Consider the following 16661-nt stretch of genomic DNA (forward strand, 5'->3'; position numbering starts at 1 on the left):
ACTACAGCCGAGCTATGTCAGCAAAAGGTATGCGTCCAGCGTCCAGATCGGGACGCGGATCAGCGCCATACGTCGTCAGAAAATGCCGACTCTCTAAAACATGTCGACGGTATCTGGCCAGCTCGTTGACCAGGGGATCCTGCTTGAAGAAACCGCACACCAGGGCGTCATACTCTCGGGTGAAACGGCTGCTGAGGTCCTGTAGGAGCAATTCGAAGCGCTCGGGCTGGTTATCCTCAATAAGAATGCTGTGAAGATTCAGGTAATGAAAACAGCCGCCTCTGGCAGGAAGGCGGGCTCCGCCGCGCAATGCGCTGCCAAAATTGTAGAATGGCCGCGCCAGCGCAATCGCCGGGGAGTAATCGACTACCCGGGTCTGCTTGAACGTTGCCTGATCCCATGTGCCGACCATACCGGTCAGCCGGCCCCGCTCGAACAGCAGCCAGTAGCTTTCCGGCTTCAGGCCGCGGTAGAACGGATCAGTACCCGTCAGCGCGCTGAAACGGTAGTACGGGTAAAACTGCTTGCGGGGCCCCTCCCGGTCCAGCAGCTCCTGCATCAGCGGCAGATCTTCTGCCGTTGCCGGACGGACCTCGCTGTTGCCGATTGCCACTTTTTTTGAGCGCCGCCCGTACAGCAAACTGGTCTCTATCTCGCCGCAGGGGTAAAAGCTCGGCAAGCCGGGGCGCGAGCCCCCGACCGACTTAATGTAATGCGCGTTGTCGGCAAGAATCACCGACTGCATCCACTCAGGCCCTTCAAGCACCTGCCGCAGCATCTGATAAATAGCCAGCATGGCGCTGCCGCCGCGGAAGGTCTGGTCAAGTCTCAGGTCATGTCCATAACGGACGGTCTCGACCGCACCATTCACAAACACTTCCCGATAGCCGACATTGAACAGGCCGACCAGCTCATCCCCATCGGGATGCTCTGCAACGTAGACATCAGGCTCTTTGCAGCTGACACGAGCGCCATAGAAGTAGTCCGGGGCCCGTTCGAAGGTCAGATGCAGTTTGCCTGGCTGGGAGTTGTTCGCGAGCAGCCTCAGTATAGCTGGGCTATCGTCCACCGTAGCGGCGCGGATATTCACACTCACAACACTGCCTCCGCAGCGGCGTCCCGTCCTACGGGTGTCGCGCCCGGCAGATCACCTGGCCAGGAGCGCAGAGCCTCGATCTTTATGTTTCCTTCGATCATGCCGCGCGCGCTGCAAGCGTCCAGATAAACTTTCTGGGCATGCGGTACGCAAAGGCAGCGCGCCGGGTCGAGTTGACCCAGGTTACGGGCCAGCTTGTAGTGGAAATGCGCCTGCAGCGTCTCCTCCAGTTGTGCCGCAATCTCTGCTGCCCACTGTGTGTACTGCGACGGGCTTTTACCCTCTGGCGCATCAGCCATGACAACGTACGCAGGGTGTCCGGCAGCGCCGCCCTGGTCTGCCGCGAGAATAGTCACAGGCCCAACCCCGGCTGGCCACGCCAACGCATCCAGGGTCTGCTGCGCCAGAATCGTACTGATCTTTTCACCGACCATGTCCGAACCGTCATTGCGACCCAGGAAACGCAGGCAGGGCAGCTGGCCGTAGAAGTCGTCTACCACGAGCCGGTCGCTCATCTTGTATCGCAGCAGGCCGCTTCCCGTGGAAATCAGGGGGACCACCTCCTGACCTCGGTCCAGCTTCCACGGCGGCAGTATCTCACCCGACGAGGCATCCTCGAACTCATAGACATGGGAAGTCGCGGCGAGCACGTGCTGATCGCCCTGGGGGATGGTAACCACGCCCTCTGTCGCCCAGAGACCCTTGCCCTGGAACGCCGCCTGGGGCAGCCAACTGTGCAGGCGCTGTGCCCATCGCGTCGCACCAGCGGTGTCCCAGGCGCTGATCAACGCCAGCTGGGGCCAGAGCACGCGAAAAAAGTCTGCCTGAGGGACACCGTTCCAGTGACGGAGAATTGCTGCGCCCCCTTGGGACGTCGGCGCACGCAGGTGCTGCAGGCTCTCTTGCCTTGCGCCCCAGCTCCCGGTTGAGAGCGTCTCTATCAGTTCTTGCCGCCAGAGCCCGAGTTTCTCCAGCAAGCCCAGTGCAAACGTAGGGCTCCAGACAGAAATTGTGGTCAGGTCACGGCGTGAGGCCAGATAGGCCAGCGTCGCGTAAAGCGAGTCGTCAGACGTGGCGGCCAGGGACACAGCGTCTGGCACGGCCTGAGTACGGCTGGCCAGCCAACGCTTGCCGCCGGAGAGCAGCTTCATGTCGTCATTGATATGGCCGCGCACAGCCTGACGCATGGATGTGGGCACCCAGGATAACGACCAGTAATGAGCGCCCCCACGGACACCCGGGTACCGCTTGTAAAGATCACCCAGCCACGGTCCGATGGCAGCGTCCAGTTCGCGGAGAAATTGCTGGGTATAGGGAATCCATTTAAAAGCCGAGGTTGAGCCACTGGTCGGCTGGTAACGCATCACTGGCGAAGAAGTCAGCAGGGGGGTACGCCCTGCGCGCTGGGCTTCGATAAGGGTACGCCAGTCGGCAAATTCGGTAACTGGCTGGCGTTCGGCGAACTGCTCCCAGCTCCAGCCTGAGGAGACCGAATGCTGGCGGTGACCGGTTACGCCCGAGACCTGGCCCAGCAAACGGCGCAGCTGGCTGCGTTGGGTAGCCTCAAGCGCGTTGGTGCAGCGCAGATAGTGTCTGCGCCCCGGCTGAAGGATACCCCGCAGCAGCGTGTGTCCGAGCCGATTAGTCACTGGACTCTCCCGACCTGCTGCGCCACGCCTGCGACGTTCTCGGCCTTGGCGGCGGCTGCAGCTTTTCGCGCCGCCATCGGCTTGCGCAGCGATTTCACGACGTAGGAGCCTATCGCGCGAAAGTTGATCACGCCGACACAGGGCAGCTCTGTCCCCTGCTGCCAGGTCGGATTGCTCTGTTCGAAGAAGTTGATTTTGGGATAGCGGGATTTCAGGTCCTCAGAGATAGCGGCAACATCCCCGCGCAGGCGTTGTGCAGTCTCGCCAAAATCCAGTACCCCGCGCTTCGGGTCGAAGTGACCAGGGAACAACTCGTCGCAATAGCTCCGCACTACCTTGCTCAGCTCGCCGTTGCGATTTTCCGGGTTGGGATAGTAATCGATAAAATTATTAGCCAACAGTAGATAGGTTTTATATCCTTTTGAGATCAGGAGCCAGAATACCGGAGTAGAGGGAGACTTGAATTTTTGCAGCAGGACATATCGGAAAAACGCCATGTGGAGCGCGTTGTTGCCCCAATACTTCTTCTCAATGATCGTGTCGCCACTGAAGACGCCGCGGCCTCGGGTATCGCCAATGTTGAACTTCATGTTGACGACCGTGGAGAAACCGATGACGCGCTTGTCATGGCGTGTACGGACGAGTATCGCGCCGTCCTTTTTGCTCAGGTCGGCAATGAATGTTTCAACGCTGGTGTGCTCGTAGTACTGGCAGAAAACACCATACATCTGTTTGATGTCGCTAATGCTGATCCGATGGATAGGGCAGTAACGGGCGAAGATCTTTTCCTTAGTCTTAGTATCCATAGCTTACATCTCTTTTTGTTATGGGCCTCATACCAAGAGTCTTCGACCACTGCGTGCCTGCATTCTGGAAGAGCCCGAGACCAACTTTTACGTTTCTGCCAAGATTACCCCGCTGCATCGCCGGCATTGAATGCCTGCAATCCTTGGCTTGGGTCCCTAGCGAATCGGTAGCGTATCGAGTCAGCTTTGGCCGGACACCCTCCCCTCAGGGGGGTGCGATCACCATCGGGTCCGATGACACAGGACTTTGCCCCCTCTAAAGGATGGCCCCTCTTTTAATTTCATGGTGTTAGCGCTTAACGGCCGCCGTATTATGTATATAAAGACGACGCGTTTTGCGTCACAATTCGAACTTAATTAATGGGGAGGGGGCATTGGGACATGTTAGCCTCGGCTAAGATGAACAACTTAACAATTGCTAAATTTCAATAAATCAATAGCGAAAACGTTAAAGTGAACTCATATTCCGGTCATGTAAGGCACGATCTCGTGCCGCCGACCGGTAGCCGAAACACCAACTGACTGCCAGCCATGCATGGACACATAATAAGAAACGACCTTCTGGAAGTGCTCGGCCAGAGCCATCGCTATGCGCTTACGGTAATCATGGCGCCCGCAGGGTCCGGCAAAACCAGTCTGCTTGGACAGTGGCGCGACCACAGCGACGAACGCTCTTTTGTCATGCTGAGGATCAGCGCACGCGACCGTGATCCCATGTTTTTCCTGAAGCATTTCCTTGAGTCTGTGCGAAAAGCCGTCCACTTGGTGGATGTTTCAACATTCGACCTCTTTGCCGACCAGTCCCAAGCCAGCCACGTCATCGCGGACACCCTGTTGGCCGCGCTCGAAGGTCTGGAGGGCCGTCTTTGTATCGTTCTTGATGACTTCCAGCACATCGACTCGCCGCTGATACACGACATCATGGCCATGGTGCTCGAGCGTTTACCGGACAACCTCAATATCGTCATTTCTACACGACGCGCCCCTGATTTTTCTCTCAGTCAGCTCCGCCTGGAGAACCGTTTGCTAACGATCGATGGCAACGATTTGCGGCTCGAACGCCAACAGATCAATCAGCTCAGCATCACGCTGGGCGGTGAGCGCATTCCTGAGCAACAGCTGGAGCGCCTTTACCACCTGACCGAGGGCTGGGCGGCGGGGGTCAAGCTGGCCCTCATAAGTTACGCCCGCTCCGGCGCGGCAGCGCTGGACGCTTTCAGTGGCAACCAGCCCGAGATGGTCGATTACTTTTGCCACGTCGTTCTGAAAGGGCTATGCGAGCCGACCCGCGCTTTTCTCATCGCTACCGCAATTTTCGAGCGCTTCAACTCTGCGGTGTGCGACCACGTTTTCCAGAGTACCGGTTCAGCCCGGTTCATCGAGTTGTTCCTGAGCCAGGGCACCTTCGTTACGGAGGTAGAGGGACGGTCCGGCTGGTGTCGTTACCACGGCCTTCTCAGAGACTTCCTCTGCAATAGAATCGCCGTGGAAATGGCGCCCGAGGCGACTGCAAAGCTCCATGCCCGGGCCGCGGGTTATTTTCTTCAGGTGGGTGACCTCGACATGGCTCTTAGCCATGCCAAGCAGAGCGGCGACGACGACTATTGCATGGCGGTGCTGGAACACGCCTGTGAGGATTGGGCCAAGTGGGGGAAGTTCGACAGCATTCTGAGCGCGCTGGGCCACCTGAAAGAAGACGAGCTTCTGGCACGTATAACACTGGCCGTGCCGCTCCTGCATGCGTTGATCTTCTCGCGCCGCTTCAACGAAGCCCGTTACTACCTGGAGACGGTCAAGGCGAGTACCCATGTTTCGCCAATGTGGAAACACAGCAGCCTGGGGGTACTCGAGCTGTGCCTGCAGTTGTTCGAGAAAGAGACCGAGTTTTTCTCCGACCTCGACGCCACCCCGTTGATGGCCTCGAGTTGTCACAAGGATATCCGCGCTTTTTCATCGGTTATTCTGGCTTACTATCTACTTCAGCAAGGCGATCTTGCATCTGCCTTGCGGATCGCCCGCCAGGCCAAGGTGACTCTCGCCCAGACGGGCTATATCTATCTCGAAAGTTATGCCGACCTCATCATGGCGCTGTGCGACCGCTCCATGGGCCGGACGCGCGAGGCCGTCGCCACGCTCGACGCGTCATACCTGCGCCTTGGTAGCCAAGCGTCGTCTCCTGCCTGGGTCAATATCGCCACCGGCATGGTTGTGGTGCACTACGAACAAAACCAACTCGACAAGGCAAAAAAGCTTTGCCAGGAGCTGCTGCCCCATGTCGACCACGCCTGCGCGACTGAAATCGTTGCAACCGTCTATATCAGCCTGGCCCGGTTACTCCACCTGGAGGGGAACCATAGACAGTCGAGCCGGCTGTTGGATCAGCTGAGCCGTATTCTTTTGTTAGGCCGCTACGATCGCTTCCAGAGCCAGGTCGCCCTAGAGTGCATGCGCCAGGCGGTGGCACCTGGCCTCGAGTCCGTTGATCTTGCGGCGGTGGACCGCGTCGCCAGGGCTCATGGCCTGCCTGAGATGGTTGAGCAGGACCTTTGGCGAAATCCATCCCATTACCGGGAGTCTACTGAGCGCTATGGACTCACCGCGGCTTACTGGCTGATGGCGCGCGGAGATTTTGCAAAAGCGGACCAGATTCTGGCTCAGATCCAGGCTGTTCTCGACAATCACGGTGTCCATGCGCGGTCTATGGTAGCAGCCTGCAACAGGGCGCAACTTCGCTTCCTCCGCGGCGACCATATTGAAGCTGTGGCCATGCTGCAGGATTCAATAAAAGCGAACGGTCTCAGGTGTTTTTCCCGGTCCCTGTTTGACGAAACACCCGGGCTCGAGAACCTGGTTCAGTTTGCGGCCGCCAATAACGCGCTCAATACCCCCGCGCTCCACAGAAAATTCGCCGACCTCCTGGCGCCTGAGCTTTATCCCATCCCCGCCAGCCCCAAACAGCCTTATAGCGTTCGCGAGATCACGCCAAAAGATGTGCTTACACTCAAGGAACGCGAGATTCTTCACCTCCTGCAACAGGGCCTTACCAATTCTGCGATAAGCGAAGCCACCGGTGCTGCGCTCTCGACGACCAAGTGGCACCTGAAGAATATTTACCAGAAGCCGGGAGTTTCCAACCGTACAGCTGCGATTGTACATGCCCGCTCCCATCGGCTCTGAACACGGGCGTGTAATGCGTCTGGCCGTTCCGTAAGAGCTTGTGCAATCACCCGTCTTGGCTCCATCCTGTCTCGGCGGAGGGATGAACGGAGGTTTTATGAGCGAACACATCGTTGTCCTCTCAGGTGCGGGTATCAGCGCGGAAAGTGGGCTCTCTACGTTTCGCGATAATGGCGGCCTATGGGAGAAACACAGCGTTTACGACGTTGCCACGCCCGAAGCTTTTGCGAGAGACCCCGGGCTGGTCTTGCACTTTTATAACGAACGGCGACGACAGCTTGGCGCAGTGGGCCCCAACCCTGGCCATCTGGCATTGGCTGAGTTGGAAGGCGAATATCGGGTGAGTATCGTTACCCAGAACGTCGACGACCTGCATGAGCGCGCAGGCTCAAGCCGCGTGCTTCATCTGCACGGCAACTTGACGATGGCAAGATCTTCGGCCGACGAAACGCTTCTGTACGACATTGGGTATGCCCCGATAAACCTGGGTGACTTCTGCGTCAAGGGCAGCCAACTGCGTCCCCACGTGGTCTGGTTCGGCGAGTCTGTTCCAATGATGGAGGCGGCGGCCGAAGTCGCGAGCGCCGACTATCTGCTGGTGGTTGGCACTTCTTTGCAGGTCTGCCCAGCCGCCGGGTTGGTACATCTGGTTCGGCCTGGCGTACCTATAACCGTGATTGACCCGGGCGAGCCGACCGGGCTGAAAGGCGCCGAAGTGATACGAGAACCCGCCAGTGCCGGCGTACCAGCCTGGGTGAAAATGCTCCGCGAGAAACACGGGTGATGCGGTCGAGCTCAAGCCCTTATTCAGGCAAAAATCGCCCAGGTAAAGATTGCGACGTTGCCAGGCTAGAGACCCTGCTTGGCGTCCATCGACAGCAGAAGAGCACTTGACGCTCCGGCTTCACTCACGCGCGACCTCAGCTGATCGAGATCGCCAGTTCGCTCGCCGACAGCCACGACAGTCATAGAGATAAGACCCGCCAGCATGAGTGCGCAGCCCCGGAGAGCCACCTTACGGGTCACTTCACCTTCGGGTATGTCATGTTCAGTCTGATTCATTTTCGGATCCTCCAAGTCTGAGGCCATTGTCGCGCCCCATAGCTGGAGTTTCCTTGAGAAAACTCAAAAGCCGCCGCCCGTCAACACTGTAGTCCGGGCTGCGGCTTGATAAGACTAATTGATCAGAAAGCCAGGCTGACACCTACCATGTAGACCCAGGGATCGATTTCCACATCAATTTCTGCAGCCTTGGCACCGTTCACCCGGACTTCGGCTTCGGTATCGATATCGATATTCCAAACGGTTGCAGTCAGGGCCAGGCGGTCAGTCAGGGGGACGTCTACCCCGGCTTCGAAAGCGAGGCCAAGGGAGTCATCCAGGGAGAGTTTGGTGTTTCCACCCAATGCAGCATCCAGCTCGGAATCCGTGTCTTCCTGAAAAAATGTGGTGTAATTAAGGCCCGCACCCACGAACGGCTGGAAATGCGGTGACAGTTTCGGGTAGTAGGTCACAAGAAATGTCGGCGGGAGATGTTTGGTCGAGCCCACGTCGACACCTTCCAGTCCACCAGTGCCGTCGATGTCATGTTCGAACGGCAGGGCGCCCAGCAGCTCCAGCCCAACGCTTTCGTGAACCATGTAGGTTCCGCTAAGGCCCAGGCTGTAGCCGTCGTCAACTTCCACCAGGTCGGGGTCGGAACTCGAATCCGGCGCCACCATCGCCGGGCCGAAACGAACGATCAGGTCGCCTTTTTCGTACGCGGAGGCAGATAGTGAAAGGCCTGCGATGGTGGCGGCAAGGGCAAGTTTGGTCAGGGTTTTCATAGCTTCCTCACTGTTGGGTGTTGTCGCTATGATGCCGCCGCCGGTAACGGAGGGTATTGATCTCGGTCAAATTAGCGCGAGGGCCGGCTTGATCCAGATCAGCGCGTCAAAAAAAGCTTCAGCCCGGTTCATGGGAACAATTCGCCGGATTGACGAGCAGGTTAGCTACCCGGGGCTGTCTGTTTTCGCGCCCATACGGCATGTTGAGAAAAACGCGCATTGACCCAGAGCGAGCAGCCGATCACGGATCCGCCCAGGACAAGGCGCAACAAGTCTGCGTCGCGGTTCCAGATCACCAGATTAACCAGCAGGCCGGCCGGGACCAGGGCGTTATTCATGACCGCAAGCGTACCCGCATCAACCAGGCATGCGCCCCGGTTCCACAAAAACAGCCCCAAGCCGGAAGCCGCAAGCCCGAGCCAAACCAGGACGCCCCATTGTAACGCTGAAGATGGGAGCCGCTCCGGGTCGCCAAACAGTAAAAATGAAGGCAGCGCGAACACTAGCGCTCCCGCATAGAAGTAGCCGAAAAAACGATGCAGCGGCACCTCGGTAGGGTATCGCTGTACAAGATGTTTATAGCCGATCTGCCCGGCTGCGAAGGTGACATTGGCTACCTGCAGCAGTAGAAAACCGGTGAAGTAATCGCTGCTGAGTCCGTCATACCGGATAATACCCGCACCGACCGTCGCCAGCGCCGCCGCTACAAGCGCCACGGGTGAAAAGCGCCCTTTGATCAGATCGTCCATAAGGGTGATGTAGAGCGGCGTGAATATCGTGAAGAGCAGGACTTCCGGCACGCTCAGGTAAGCAAATGAGCGATAAAGACAGAGGTAAGTAACACCAAATTGTAGCGCTCCCACCACCGTGACTCCCAGCTTCAGTTCAAGCTGGACCCCGCGCCAACGGGTCATTGGCAAGAAAGCCAGGCCAGCCAGGACCACGCGGCTAAGTACGGCAAAATCACTGTCGACCTGCCCGGCCAGAAACTCGCCGATGAGGCTGAAGGACACAGCCCAGAGGACCGTGACGAGAACCAGGTAGATCATGCTCAACTCCAGACAAAATTTGCGGCAGAGTATACGGTGCATTCCGGTGCCCGGCAGCAGGATATCCGTCGCCAAGGAAGATCAATGAGTTCGGAGATTGGCCGAAGGGCCATTACGCGCACCGGTCTGGCAGCCCGGCTGATCAGTCTCACTGCTACCGCGGCAGCAGCGGACAACGTATAGTCGAGTAAACCCGACGTGGTGGACATGGGATGCCACAGCCTCTGGTCGCCTTTGTTCGTGTTTTACTGCTGTCACGGCAATATTGGGGCGAAAGAAAAAGGCTGGGTGAAGGCCACGCCCCTGGGTGGCAAAACGGCGTGTTCTGCGCCACACGACAGGGAAAAGTGCTGACGGCACACGGACAAGGCAGTTTATCCAGGCCAGTCGGATCCTGGTCCACTTACCGCTGAGCGGCAAAAGCTTCGCGTTTGACCAGGACGAAAGGTGCCAGGCCGGCTGCTGGGGGCCAAGCTCAAACAGGTCTAAAAGGGAGAATCAGAGACTATGTACATCGCCATGAATCGCTTCAGGATCGCCCCGGGCAAGGAACAGGAATTTATCGGGATCTGGCGCCAGAGAGAAACCTACCTGGACGAAGTCCCGGGCTTCAAAAGCTTCAACCTGCTGCAGGGCCCGAGCCACGAAGACCACACGCTCTTCGCTTCCCACAGTGTCTGGGCCTCGGAAGAAGCTTTCATCGACTGGACCAAATCAGAGGCATTCCGCAAAGCTCACGCCAACGCGAAACCCGCCCGGGATATCTACCTCGGTCCGCCGGCCTTCGAGGGCTTCAGTTCCGTTCTCTAGAGCGCGTGCAACATAAACTGGAAATAGCGCCTCTGGCCTCTGTTTGTGCCCTTTGGGGACCCATAGCACAGGCGCTGCAGGACCAATAACGACAGTTCCGCCCCAGGCCCGGGCTTGATACAGTAAAGAATATGATTGCAGATGATGACGAATATCAGTCTGAACAAACCCAGCGGGAATGATTCACCCTATGTATAAAACGTTGCTAACACTCGTGCTCATCTTTACCACGGCTACCGCGTACGCCGACCTGGCAGGCCGGTACCGGTTGCCGGGCAACAATACGCTGGAGGTGTACTACAAGGACGACAAGACACTTCGGGCTGACATTGCGCCCCATGGCTACCTGCTTCTCAATGGCGACCAGATGTTCATGGTTATGGAAAAAGCCGGCATGAGAATGGCCATGGACCTTGAGCAGATGGGCTCGATGGTCTCAACCCTGCGTAACCAGGCACTGGCGCCGGATCAGAAAGCGGCTGACCTTGTCCCTGAGATCCAGGATACCGGACGGCAGGAGACCGTAGCGGGCTACGAGGGCCAGGTTCACCAGGTCAAGGTCGGCAACAATCGGTCGGAAGTGGTTCTGACAAAAGACCCGCAAGTGACCAAAATCACCAAAGGCTTCATCACCGCCGCGGTGAGATTGGGGCAAGTATTGAGTGCCGAAGACCGCGAGGCCGCCGCCGCGGCTATCGAACAGCTGGAGCAAAGCGGCTATGGCGGCCTGCTCAAACAGGCAGGCGGTGTGCAGTTGGAAGCTATCAGGACGCAGGACAGGCCCGACAGTTTCTACCGGCTTCCACCGAACACGCCGCTGGTTCAGCTGCCCATGTTCAAGCAGCCAGCCCAGTAGGCCTTTCTGCGTGACAATGCGCTTTTACATGCCTGAGAGATGCCTATGAGCACACCGCGACCGTCATTCTCACTGTACCGCGAGAGCCTGGCAATTATTAACGGTTTGCTGGGAGACTGGCTACACCACCGCGGCAACCCACTTGCCCTGAACATGTACCTGAGTGGCAAGCCAAAGACCGACGCGCAGTGTCAGCGCAAAATATGTGTGCTCGTGCATGGGCTTACCGAAACCAGCAGCATATGGGATTACCCCAAGCGGCGCGACACCGACTACGGGGCGCTTCTGGCCCGATTTGAAGCTTTTTCACCACTCTACCTTCACTACAACACCGGCTTGGGCCTGCGGGAAAACGGCGAGCTTCTTGCGGCCGAGCTCGAGCGGCTGGTGCAGGACTGGCCCACCCCAATCGATCAGCTCTGCCTCATCGGCCACAGTATGGGCGGGCTGATCATCCGCGCGGCCTGCGAAGTGGGCCGTTCTGAGCAGAAACCCTGGCTGGCGTCGGTCAGTGAATGCGTTTACCTGGGCACACCCCATCTCGGCGCGCCGCTTGCGCGCCTGGCCCATCAGGGTGCCCAATGGCTCCGCCGCCAGGAACTGGTACCGTTGCAAGTGGCGGGTGAGTTACTGGACGTGCGCAGCACCGGCATCTGCAACCTCACATCCGGCTGCTGGGATACCTTATCACCGCCGACGCTGGTGACTGGCATCCGCCATTTTGTCGCATCCGGCAGCCTCCATGTTGCCAGTAACGCCCGCACCGACGAGATCCCTGGCGATGCATTGGTGCCCCGCAGCAGTGCCCGAGGCCCACACAGCGAAGTATGGGGCCTGGCCGGTGAAGCCCATTTTGCTGGCGTCGGCCATCTTCGGCTGGCCCACCATTCAGACGTTTACCTTCAGATAGCCCAGTGGTGTCGACATCAGTAACTACGAGCACGACGAATCCCGGACGGAGCAGCCGCGGCTGAAACGCAGGTTTCGGCCGGACCACCTGGTCGGCTGGCTGGACCTGATCGGCCACGCGGTCAAGGAAACCGCACCGCGCATTCACCGGACCCACCTCCAGATAGCGGACACCGTGTTCCGGAGCGTCGAGGCGCTGGCACCAAATCGGCCGGCTGTGAAGATCACCCGTTCCATGCACCACCTGATTGCCAACGTGGCCTATTCGTCGGTAGCGTATGGCGGTGCAGGTCTCAGCCACCTGGCTCGCCACCGCTACCAACCGGTGACGGACGAGCGGGAGATATTTGAACTTGCGCCACCGCAATTGTCCCCGCCCCGTGACTAGTCATGTCGCGTCGCCGCTTGCGTTACTGAGTGGAAAGAATTTCTCTGTTTCCTTGCCCCTGTTTCTCGGGTATGCTGATTTTTAAATGCATGGCACGGCACACCCTGCCTTACCAGACAGGCCAAGGCTGCTTGGCAGCCCGCAGAGTAAAGGCTCTATGATATTTGCTTGTCTCGGCACGCCCGAGAAATTCGTTCCCGCCATTTGCGAGATCGACAACAGCGTTACACCCTCCCGTCAGACCCCGGCTTCCTCTGCTGTCTTCGCTGACCCTGTTGGGCAAATATGGGCCAAAAGGGCTGTGTATCACCCTGCCAGCAAGCCGCAAAACATTTCGTCATGTCCCGGGTTGAAACAGGCAACGCAGTTGCTAACAGCCGGACCTGAATCTGATCCTATGACCGCGCTATGGATGATACCCGGCGCGGCATCCCGAAAACACAGACTCATACGAGGCAAAGCAGCTCGCTTATCGAGAATGAGTCAGTGTCCGCCGGCCCATCGGGGTCGGTTAACCGTAACGCCAATACCATTGGCATGATTGAGTAAGAGAGTGATATGGCTAATCAAGTGGAAGGCACCGTTAAGTGGTTCAACGATGAGAAGGGTTTCGGTTTCATCGAGCAGGAAGGTGGCAAGGACGTCTTTGTTCACCACAGTGCAATCAATGGTAGTGGCCGCAAGACCCTTTACGAAGGACAGCGTGTAACGATGGAAGTTACCCAGGGCCAGAAAGGTCCTCAGGCCGAGAACGTCACACCGGTCTAAACCGGAGACGTCTGCCGATGCTGGCCGTTCGTATGGCTGGCCAGCTAAGCTTTGTCCCAACGCCACTGGGCCGGCGCCCGTCTGTGCAGTGGAGCTTACGGCTGGGACTCAAGGCCAGGGGTGCGGATTACTGTACCCCTCCCTTCGCAGTACACTGATCAAATCCAAGAGTTCTGATGACCCGCGAAGCTCTGTAGCTTAAGCTTCAGGCGTCTGACTTTTCGTCTATAACACTGAGTAATTCTGCCTGCACGGTTTCCTGGCGCTGCCTGAAACGAGCCAGTTCCTCCCCCTGCAGTCTGATACGCGGCGGTAATTTGAAAGCGCGCGGATCGACCTGCCGGCCGTTACGCAGAACTTCGTAGTGCAGGCTTGGGCTCGTAGCCAGTCCGGACTCGCCGACATAGCCAATGGTTTCGCCCTTGGCCACCCGATCCCCTTTTTTCAACCCTTCCCGAAACGCTGATAGATGGGCATAGGCCGTTTCTATGGAATTGCCGTGGTCTATGCGTATGTATTTGCCGAAGCTGCCGTTACGGTTCGCCCTGGCGATACGCCCTGCACGAACTGCAACGACCGCTGAACCTTTGGGTGCGGCGAAATCCATGCCCTTATGCATGCGGGAGATGCGCAGAATAGGGTGAAGCCGTGGACCATATGACGAAGTCAGGTAGCCCCCTACGACCGGCGTCCGTGCGAGTTCGGTTTCGATGCTCTCACCGTCCTTATCGAAGAAGCTGACAATGCCGTCGCGGGTGGTATATCGATAGATTTCTATCGGGGCCCTGTTCTCAAGTTGTAAGCGCGCCGACAACAGCCCGCCCACATGCTCTGTGCCTTCATCGACGTGGATAAAACGCTCATAGGTCAGATCGATGCGGTCGCCCTCCCGCAGATCCCGGTTGAAGTCGATCCGGTAGCCCAACTGCTGGACGATCTCGAGGATCACTTCCTGCGGCACTCCGGCAGCTTCCGCTGCTTCGCCAAGGCTGCCCCTTACAACCAGCGTACCGGCTTCTATCCGACGCTCATGGGGCACTTCACGTTCTTCAGCGACGTAAGCAGTACCCTCCGGCTGGATAACGATCTGACGGTCAAGGCCCACTTTGAAAGACAGCGACTCTATCTCAGGAGATTCACTGTCTGGCTTGAGTGTCAACGTGAAGCGCTGACCGGCGCGCAGCTTGCGCACGTCAAAAATAGCCGTCAGGGCCTGTGCTACCTCGGCCGACTGCCCGGCTTCGATACCCTGGTCCCGAAGCGCATGCACCAGCGCCTGCCCCGTCTTGAGCTCGAACTCCTGCTGAACTGCTGGCGGCGATCTGGTTGGGGCGGTGGGTATTGCTACGGGTTCAACCGGGGCCAGAGGTTTCACCTGAACGATGGGCAGGGATTCTTCAGGCGGGGTCTGCAGCCACCCCAGAACCATGAGGGCAACGCCTATCAGCAGCCCAAGCGAAAGCCTGAGCTGAGTCTGCCTCGGTAGCATTACTCTACCGTTACGCTTTTTGCGAGGTTTCTCGGCTGATCCACATCAGTGCCTTTGAGAACAGCCACGTGATAGGACAACAGTTGCAGGGGAATGGTGTACAGAATAGGTGCGACGATCGGGTGCACTTCCGGCAGCGTCATCACATGAATCCCTTCCTCCGGCTTCAGGCCAGATTTGCGGTCGGCAAAGACAAACAGCTCCCCGCCCCGGGCACGGACTTCCTGCAGATTGGATTTGAGCTTCTCAAGCAGCTCATTGTTGGGCGCGACCGTGATGACCGGCATCTCGCTGTCCACCAGGGCCAATGGGCCGTGTTTGAGCTCGCCGGCCGGGTAGGCTTCCGCATGAATATAAGAAATTTCCTTGAGCTTGAGTGCACCTTCCATGGCGATCGGAAAGAGGGTGCCACGGCCGAGAAAAAGGCTGTGGTGCTTCTCCACAAAGTGCTCCGCCAGCTTGGCGATGTCCGCGTCCAGATCGAGAACCTCCTGTATCTGGCCGGGTAGCAGGTGCAGTGCTTCGACAATAGCTTTCTCATTCTCAGCACTGTGTCCATTCTGACGCGCCAGGGCCAGGGTGAACATCAGCAATGCTGTCAGCTGCGTGGTAAAGGCTTTGGTTGATGCTACCCCGATCTCAGGCCCGGCCTGAGTCATGACCACCATGTCGGACTCTCGCACCAGGGAACTGCCGGCTACGTTACAGATTGCCAACCCTGCGCGGAATCCGGCGTCCTTGCCCTGACGCAATGCGGCCAGGGTATCCGCGGTCTCGCCGGACTGCGAAATGGTCAGGAACAGCGTGCCATCCTGAATAACGTGTTTGCGGTAGCGGTACTCCGACGCGACCTCCACACTGCAAGGGACCCCCGCGAGTTCTTCAATCCAGTACCGGGCCACCATACCGGCGTGGTAGCTGGTTCCACAGGCTATTATCTGGACGTTTTTTATCTCCGGCAGCAACTCCATTGCTTTGGCGCCGAGCGCACGCTCGAGTACACGGCTCTCCGTCATCCGGCCAGCCATGGTGTTGCGGATAACTTCCGGCTGCTCGTAAATTTCTTTCAACATGAAGTGCCGGAATGCACCTTTCTCCGCAGCGTCGGCGGAATGCTCGAAACGGGTTACTGATCGGGTGACGACCGCGTCTTCACGGTCCCAGATCTGTACCTGGTCCAATTCGACTTGGGCCAGATCCCCTTCTTCCAGGTAGATAAAACGGTCGGTTACAGGCAAAAGCGCCAGGGGATCAGAAGCTGCAAAGTGCTCGCCAATCCCAACCCCAAGGACCAGAGGGCTGCCTTCGCGGGTAACGATGATGCAGTTCGGCTCATCCGCATGCATTACCGCAAGGGCATACGCGCCGTGCAGGATCGCGCGGGCTTGCCGAACGGCGGTCAGCAGGCTGCCCGTTTGTTGGTAGTGTTTTTCGATGAGGTGCGCTACGACTTCAGTGTCGGTCTGGGAGGTAAACCGGTAGCCTTCGGCCTCAAGCGATTCCCGCAGCTCCTGGAAATTCTCGATGATGCCGTTGTGGACCAGTGCCAGACGTTCACCAGACATGTGCGGATGCGCGTTATCCTGGGAAGGCACGCCGTGCGTTGCCCAACGGGTGTGAGCAATGCCGGTACCGCCATGTAGGGGCTGGTGGTCGACGGCGTCTGCCAACGCAGCTACCTTGCCCAACTCACGGTGGCGGACCAGTTGCCCGGAATCGTTGCGAACGACCATACCGGCTGAATCGTAGCCTCGGTATTCCAGCCTCCGCAGGCCTTCCAGCAAAATTCCCTGTACATCCCGTTGCGCAATTGCGCCGACAATGCCACACATCTGTCG

The 16661-nt window shown here is 58.2% G+C and carries 15 protein-coding genes; 7 read left to right on the top strand and 8 right to left on the bottom strand.

Going from position 1 to position 16661, the window contains the following annotated elements; all coding sequences use genetic code 11:
* Position 1: 1 nt before the first annotated feature.
* From soil367_RS17960 to soil367_RS17970, 3 genes are read right to left on the bottom strand one after another with little or no spacing between them, the layout of a single operon-like run.
* Positions 2 to 1096: a GNAT family N-acetyltransferase gene (locus soil367_RS17960; protein ID WP_136550393.1), complete on the bottom strand. Its 1095-nt coding sequence runs from the start codon at positions 1094 to 1096 to the stop codon at positions 2 to 4.
* Positions 1093 to 2745 (bottom strand): GH3 family acyl-acid amido synthetase, encoded by a 1653-nt coding sequence (locus tag soil367_RS17965; RefSeq protein ID WP_136550394.1) that lies wholly within the window; start codon positions 2743 to 2745, stop codon positions 1093 to 1095. The genes soil367_RS17960 and soil367_RS17965 overlap by 4 nt, the downstream gene beginning before the upstream one ends.
* Positions 2742 to 3551 carry a hypothetical protein gene (locus soil367_RS17970; protein ID WP_136550395.1) on the bottom strand — a complete coding sequence of 270 codons (810 nt, stop codon included), beginning with the start codon at positions 3549 to 3551 and terminating at the stop codon, positions 2742 to 2744. Before soil367_RS17970 ends, soil367_RS17965 begins: the two co-directional genes overlap by 4 nt.
* Positions 3552 to 4082: 531 nt before the next feature.
* On the opposite strand from soil367_RS17970, the gene soil367_RS17975 reads away from it, so the two are divergent.
* A complete protein-coding gene (locus soil367_RS17975; RefSeq protein WP_136550396.1) occupies positions 4083 to 6728 on the top strand; it encodes a winged helix-turn-helix domain-containing protein in 2646 nt (881 codons plus the stop codon).
* A 97-nt stretch (positions 6729 to 6825) separates the two neighbouring features.
* Positions 6826 to 7512: an SIR2 family NAD-dependent protein deacylase gene (locus soil367_RS17980; protein ID WP_136550397.1), complete on the top strand. Its 687-nt coding sequence runs from the start codon at positions 6826 to 6828 to the stop codon at positions 7510 to 7512.
* Between the two features lie 65 nt (positions 7513 to 7577).
* Here soil367_RS17980 and soil367_RS17985 read toward each other — a convergent pair whose 3' ends face one another.
* The 3 genes from soil367_RS17985 to soil367_RS17995 form a co-directional block, all read right to left on the bottom strand.
* Complete coding sequence (locus soil367_RS17985) at positions 7578 to 7790, bottom strand: hypothetical protein (RefSeq protein WP_136550398.1); 213 nt, start codon at positions 7788 to 7790, stop codon at positions 7578 to 7580.
* Between the two features lie 122 nt (positions 7791 to 7912).
* Positions 7913 to 8554 (bottom strand): OmpW/AlkL family protein, encoded by a 642-nt coding sequence (locus tag soil367_RS17990; protein ID WP_136550399.1) that lies wholly within the window; start codon positions 8552 to 8554, stop codon positions 7913 to 7915.
* A gap of 161 nt (positions 8555 to 8715) precedes the next feature.
* Positions 8716 to 9603: a carboxylate/amino acid/amine transporter gene (locus soil367_RS17995; RefSeq protein WP_136550400.1), complete on the bottom strand. Its 888-nt coding sequence runs from the start codon at positions 9601 to 9603 to the stop codon at positions 8716 to 8718.
* Positions 9604 to 10110: 507 nt separating this feature from the next.
* Here soil367_RS17995 and hmuQ point away from each other — a divergent pair.
* The 5 genes from hmuQ (at position 10111) to soil367_RS18015 (ending at position 13334) form a co-directional block, all read left to right on the top strand.
* Positions 10111 to 10413, top strand: coding sequence for a heme-degrading protein HmuQ (hmuQ, locus tag soil367_RS18000; RefSeq protein WP_136550401.1), 303 nt, complete (start codon positions 10111 to 10113; stop codon positions 10411 to 10413).
* A 190-nt stretch (positions 10414 to 10603) separates the two neighbouring features.
* The gene (locus soil367_RS18005; RefSeq protein WP_136550402.1) at positions 10604 to 11269 is read left to right on the top strand and encodes a hypothetical protein; all 666 of its coding nucleotides are present in this window, start codon (positions 10604 to 10606) and stop codon (positions 11267 to 11269) included.
* A gap of 45 nt (positions 11270 to 11314) precedes the next feature.
* Positions 11315 to 12202, top strand: a complete 888-nt coding sequence (locus soil367_RS18010) for an esterase/lipase family protein (RefSeq protein ID WP_172962387.1) — start codon at positions 11315 to 11317, stop codon at positions 12200 to 12202.
* 211 nt (positions 12203 to 12413) lie between these two features.
* Complete coding sequence (locus soil367_RS18875; RefSeq protein WP_172962388.1) at positions 12414 to 12566, top strand: hypothetical protein; 153 nt, start codon at positions 12414 to 12416, stop codon at positions 12564 to 12566.
* A gap of 558 nt (positions 12567 to 13124) precedes the next feature.
* Positions 13125 to 13334: a cold-shock protein gene (locus soil367_RS18015; protein WP_136550404.1), complete on the top strand. Its 210-nt coding sequence runs from the start codon at positions 13125 to 13127 to the stop codon at positions 13332 to 13334.
* 205 nt (positions 13335 to 13539) lie between these two features.
* Here the strand turns inward: soil367_RS18015 and soil367_RS18020 are convergent, their stop codons facing one another.
* Positions 13540 to 14823 carry a M23 family metallopeptidase gene (locus tag soil367_RS18020; protein WP_136550405.1) on the bottom strand — a complete coding sequence of 428 codons (1284 nt, stop codon included), beginning with the start codon at positions 14821 to 14823 and terminating at the stop codon, positions 13540 to 13542.
* Complete coding sequence (gene glmS / locus soil367_RS18025; RefSeq protein WP_136550406.1) at positions 14823 to 16655, bottom strand: glutamine--fructose-6-phosphate transaminase (isomerizing); 1833 nt, start codon at positions 16653 to 16655, stop codon at positions 14823 to 14825. Before glmS ends, soil367_RS18020 begins: the two co-directional genes overlap by 1 nt.
* Positions 16656 to 16661 lie beyond the last annotated feature (6 nt).

It is taken from the genome of Hydrocarboniclastica marina (assembly GCF_004851605.1).
Classification (GTDB): domain Bacteria; phylum Pseudomonadota; class Gammaproteobacteria; order Pseudomonadales; family Oleiphilaceae; genus Hydrocarboniclastica; species Hydrocarboniclastica marina.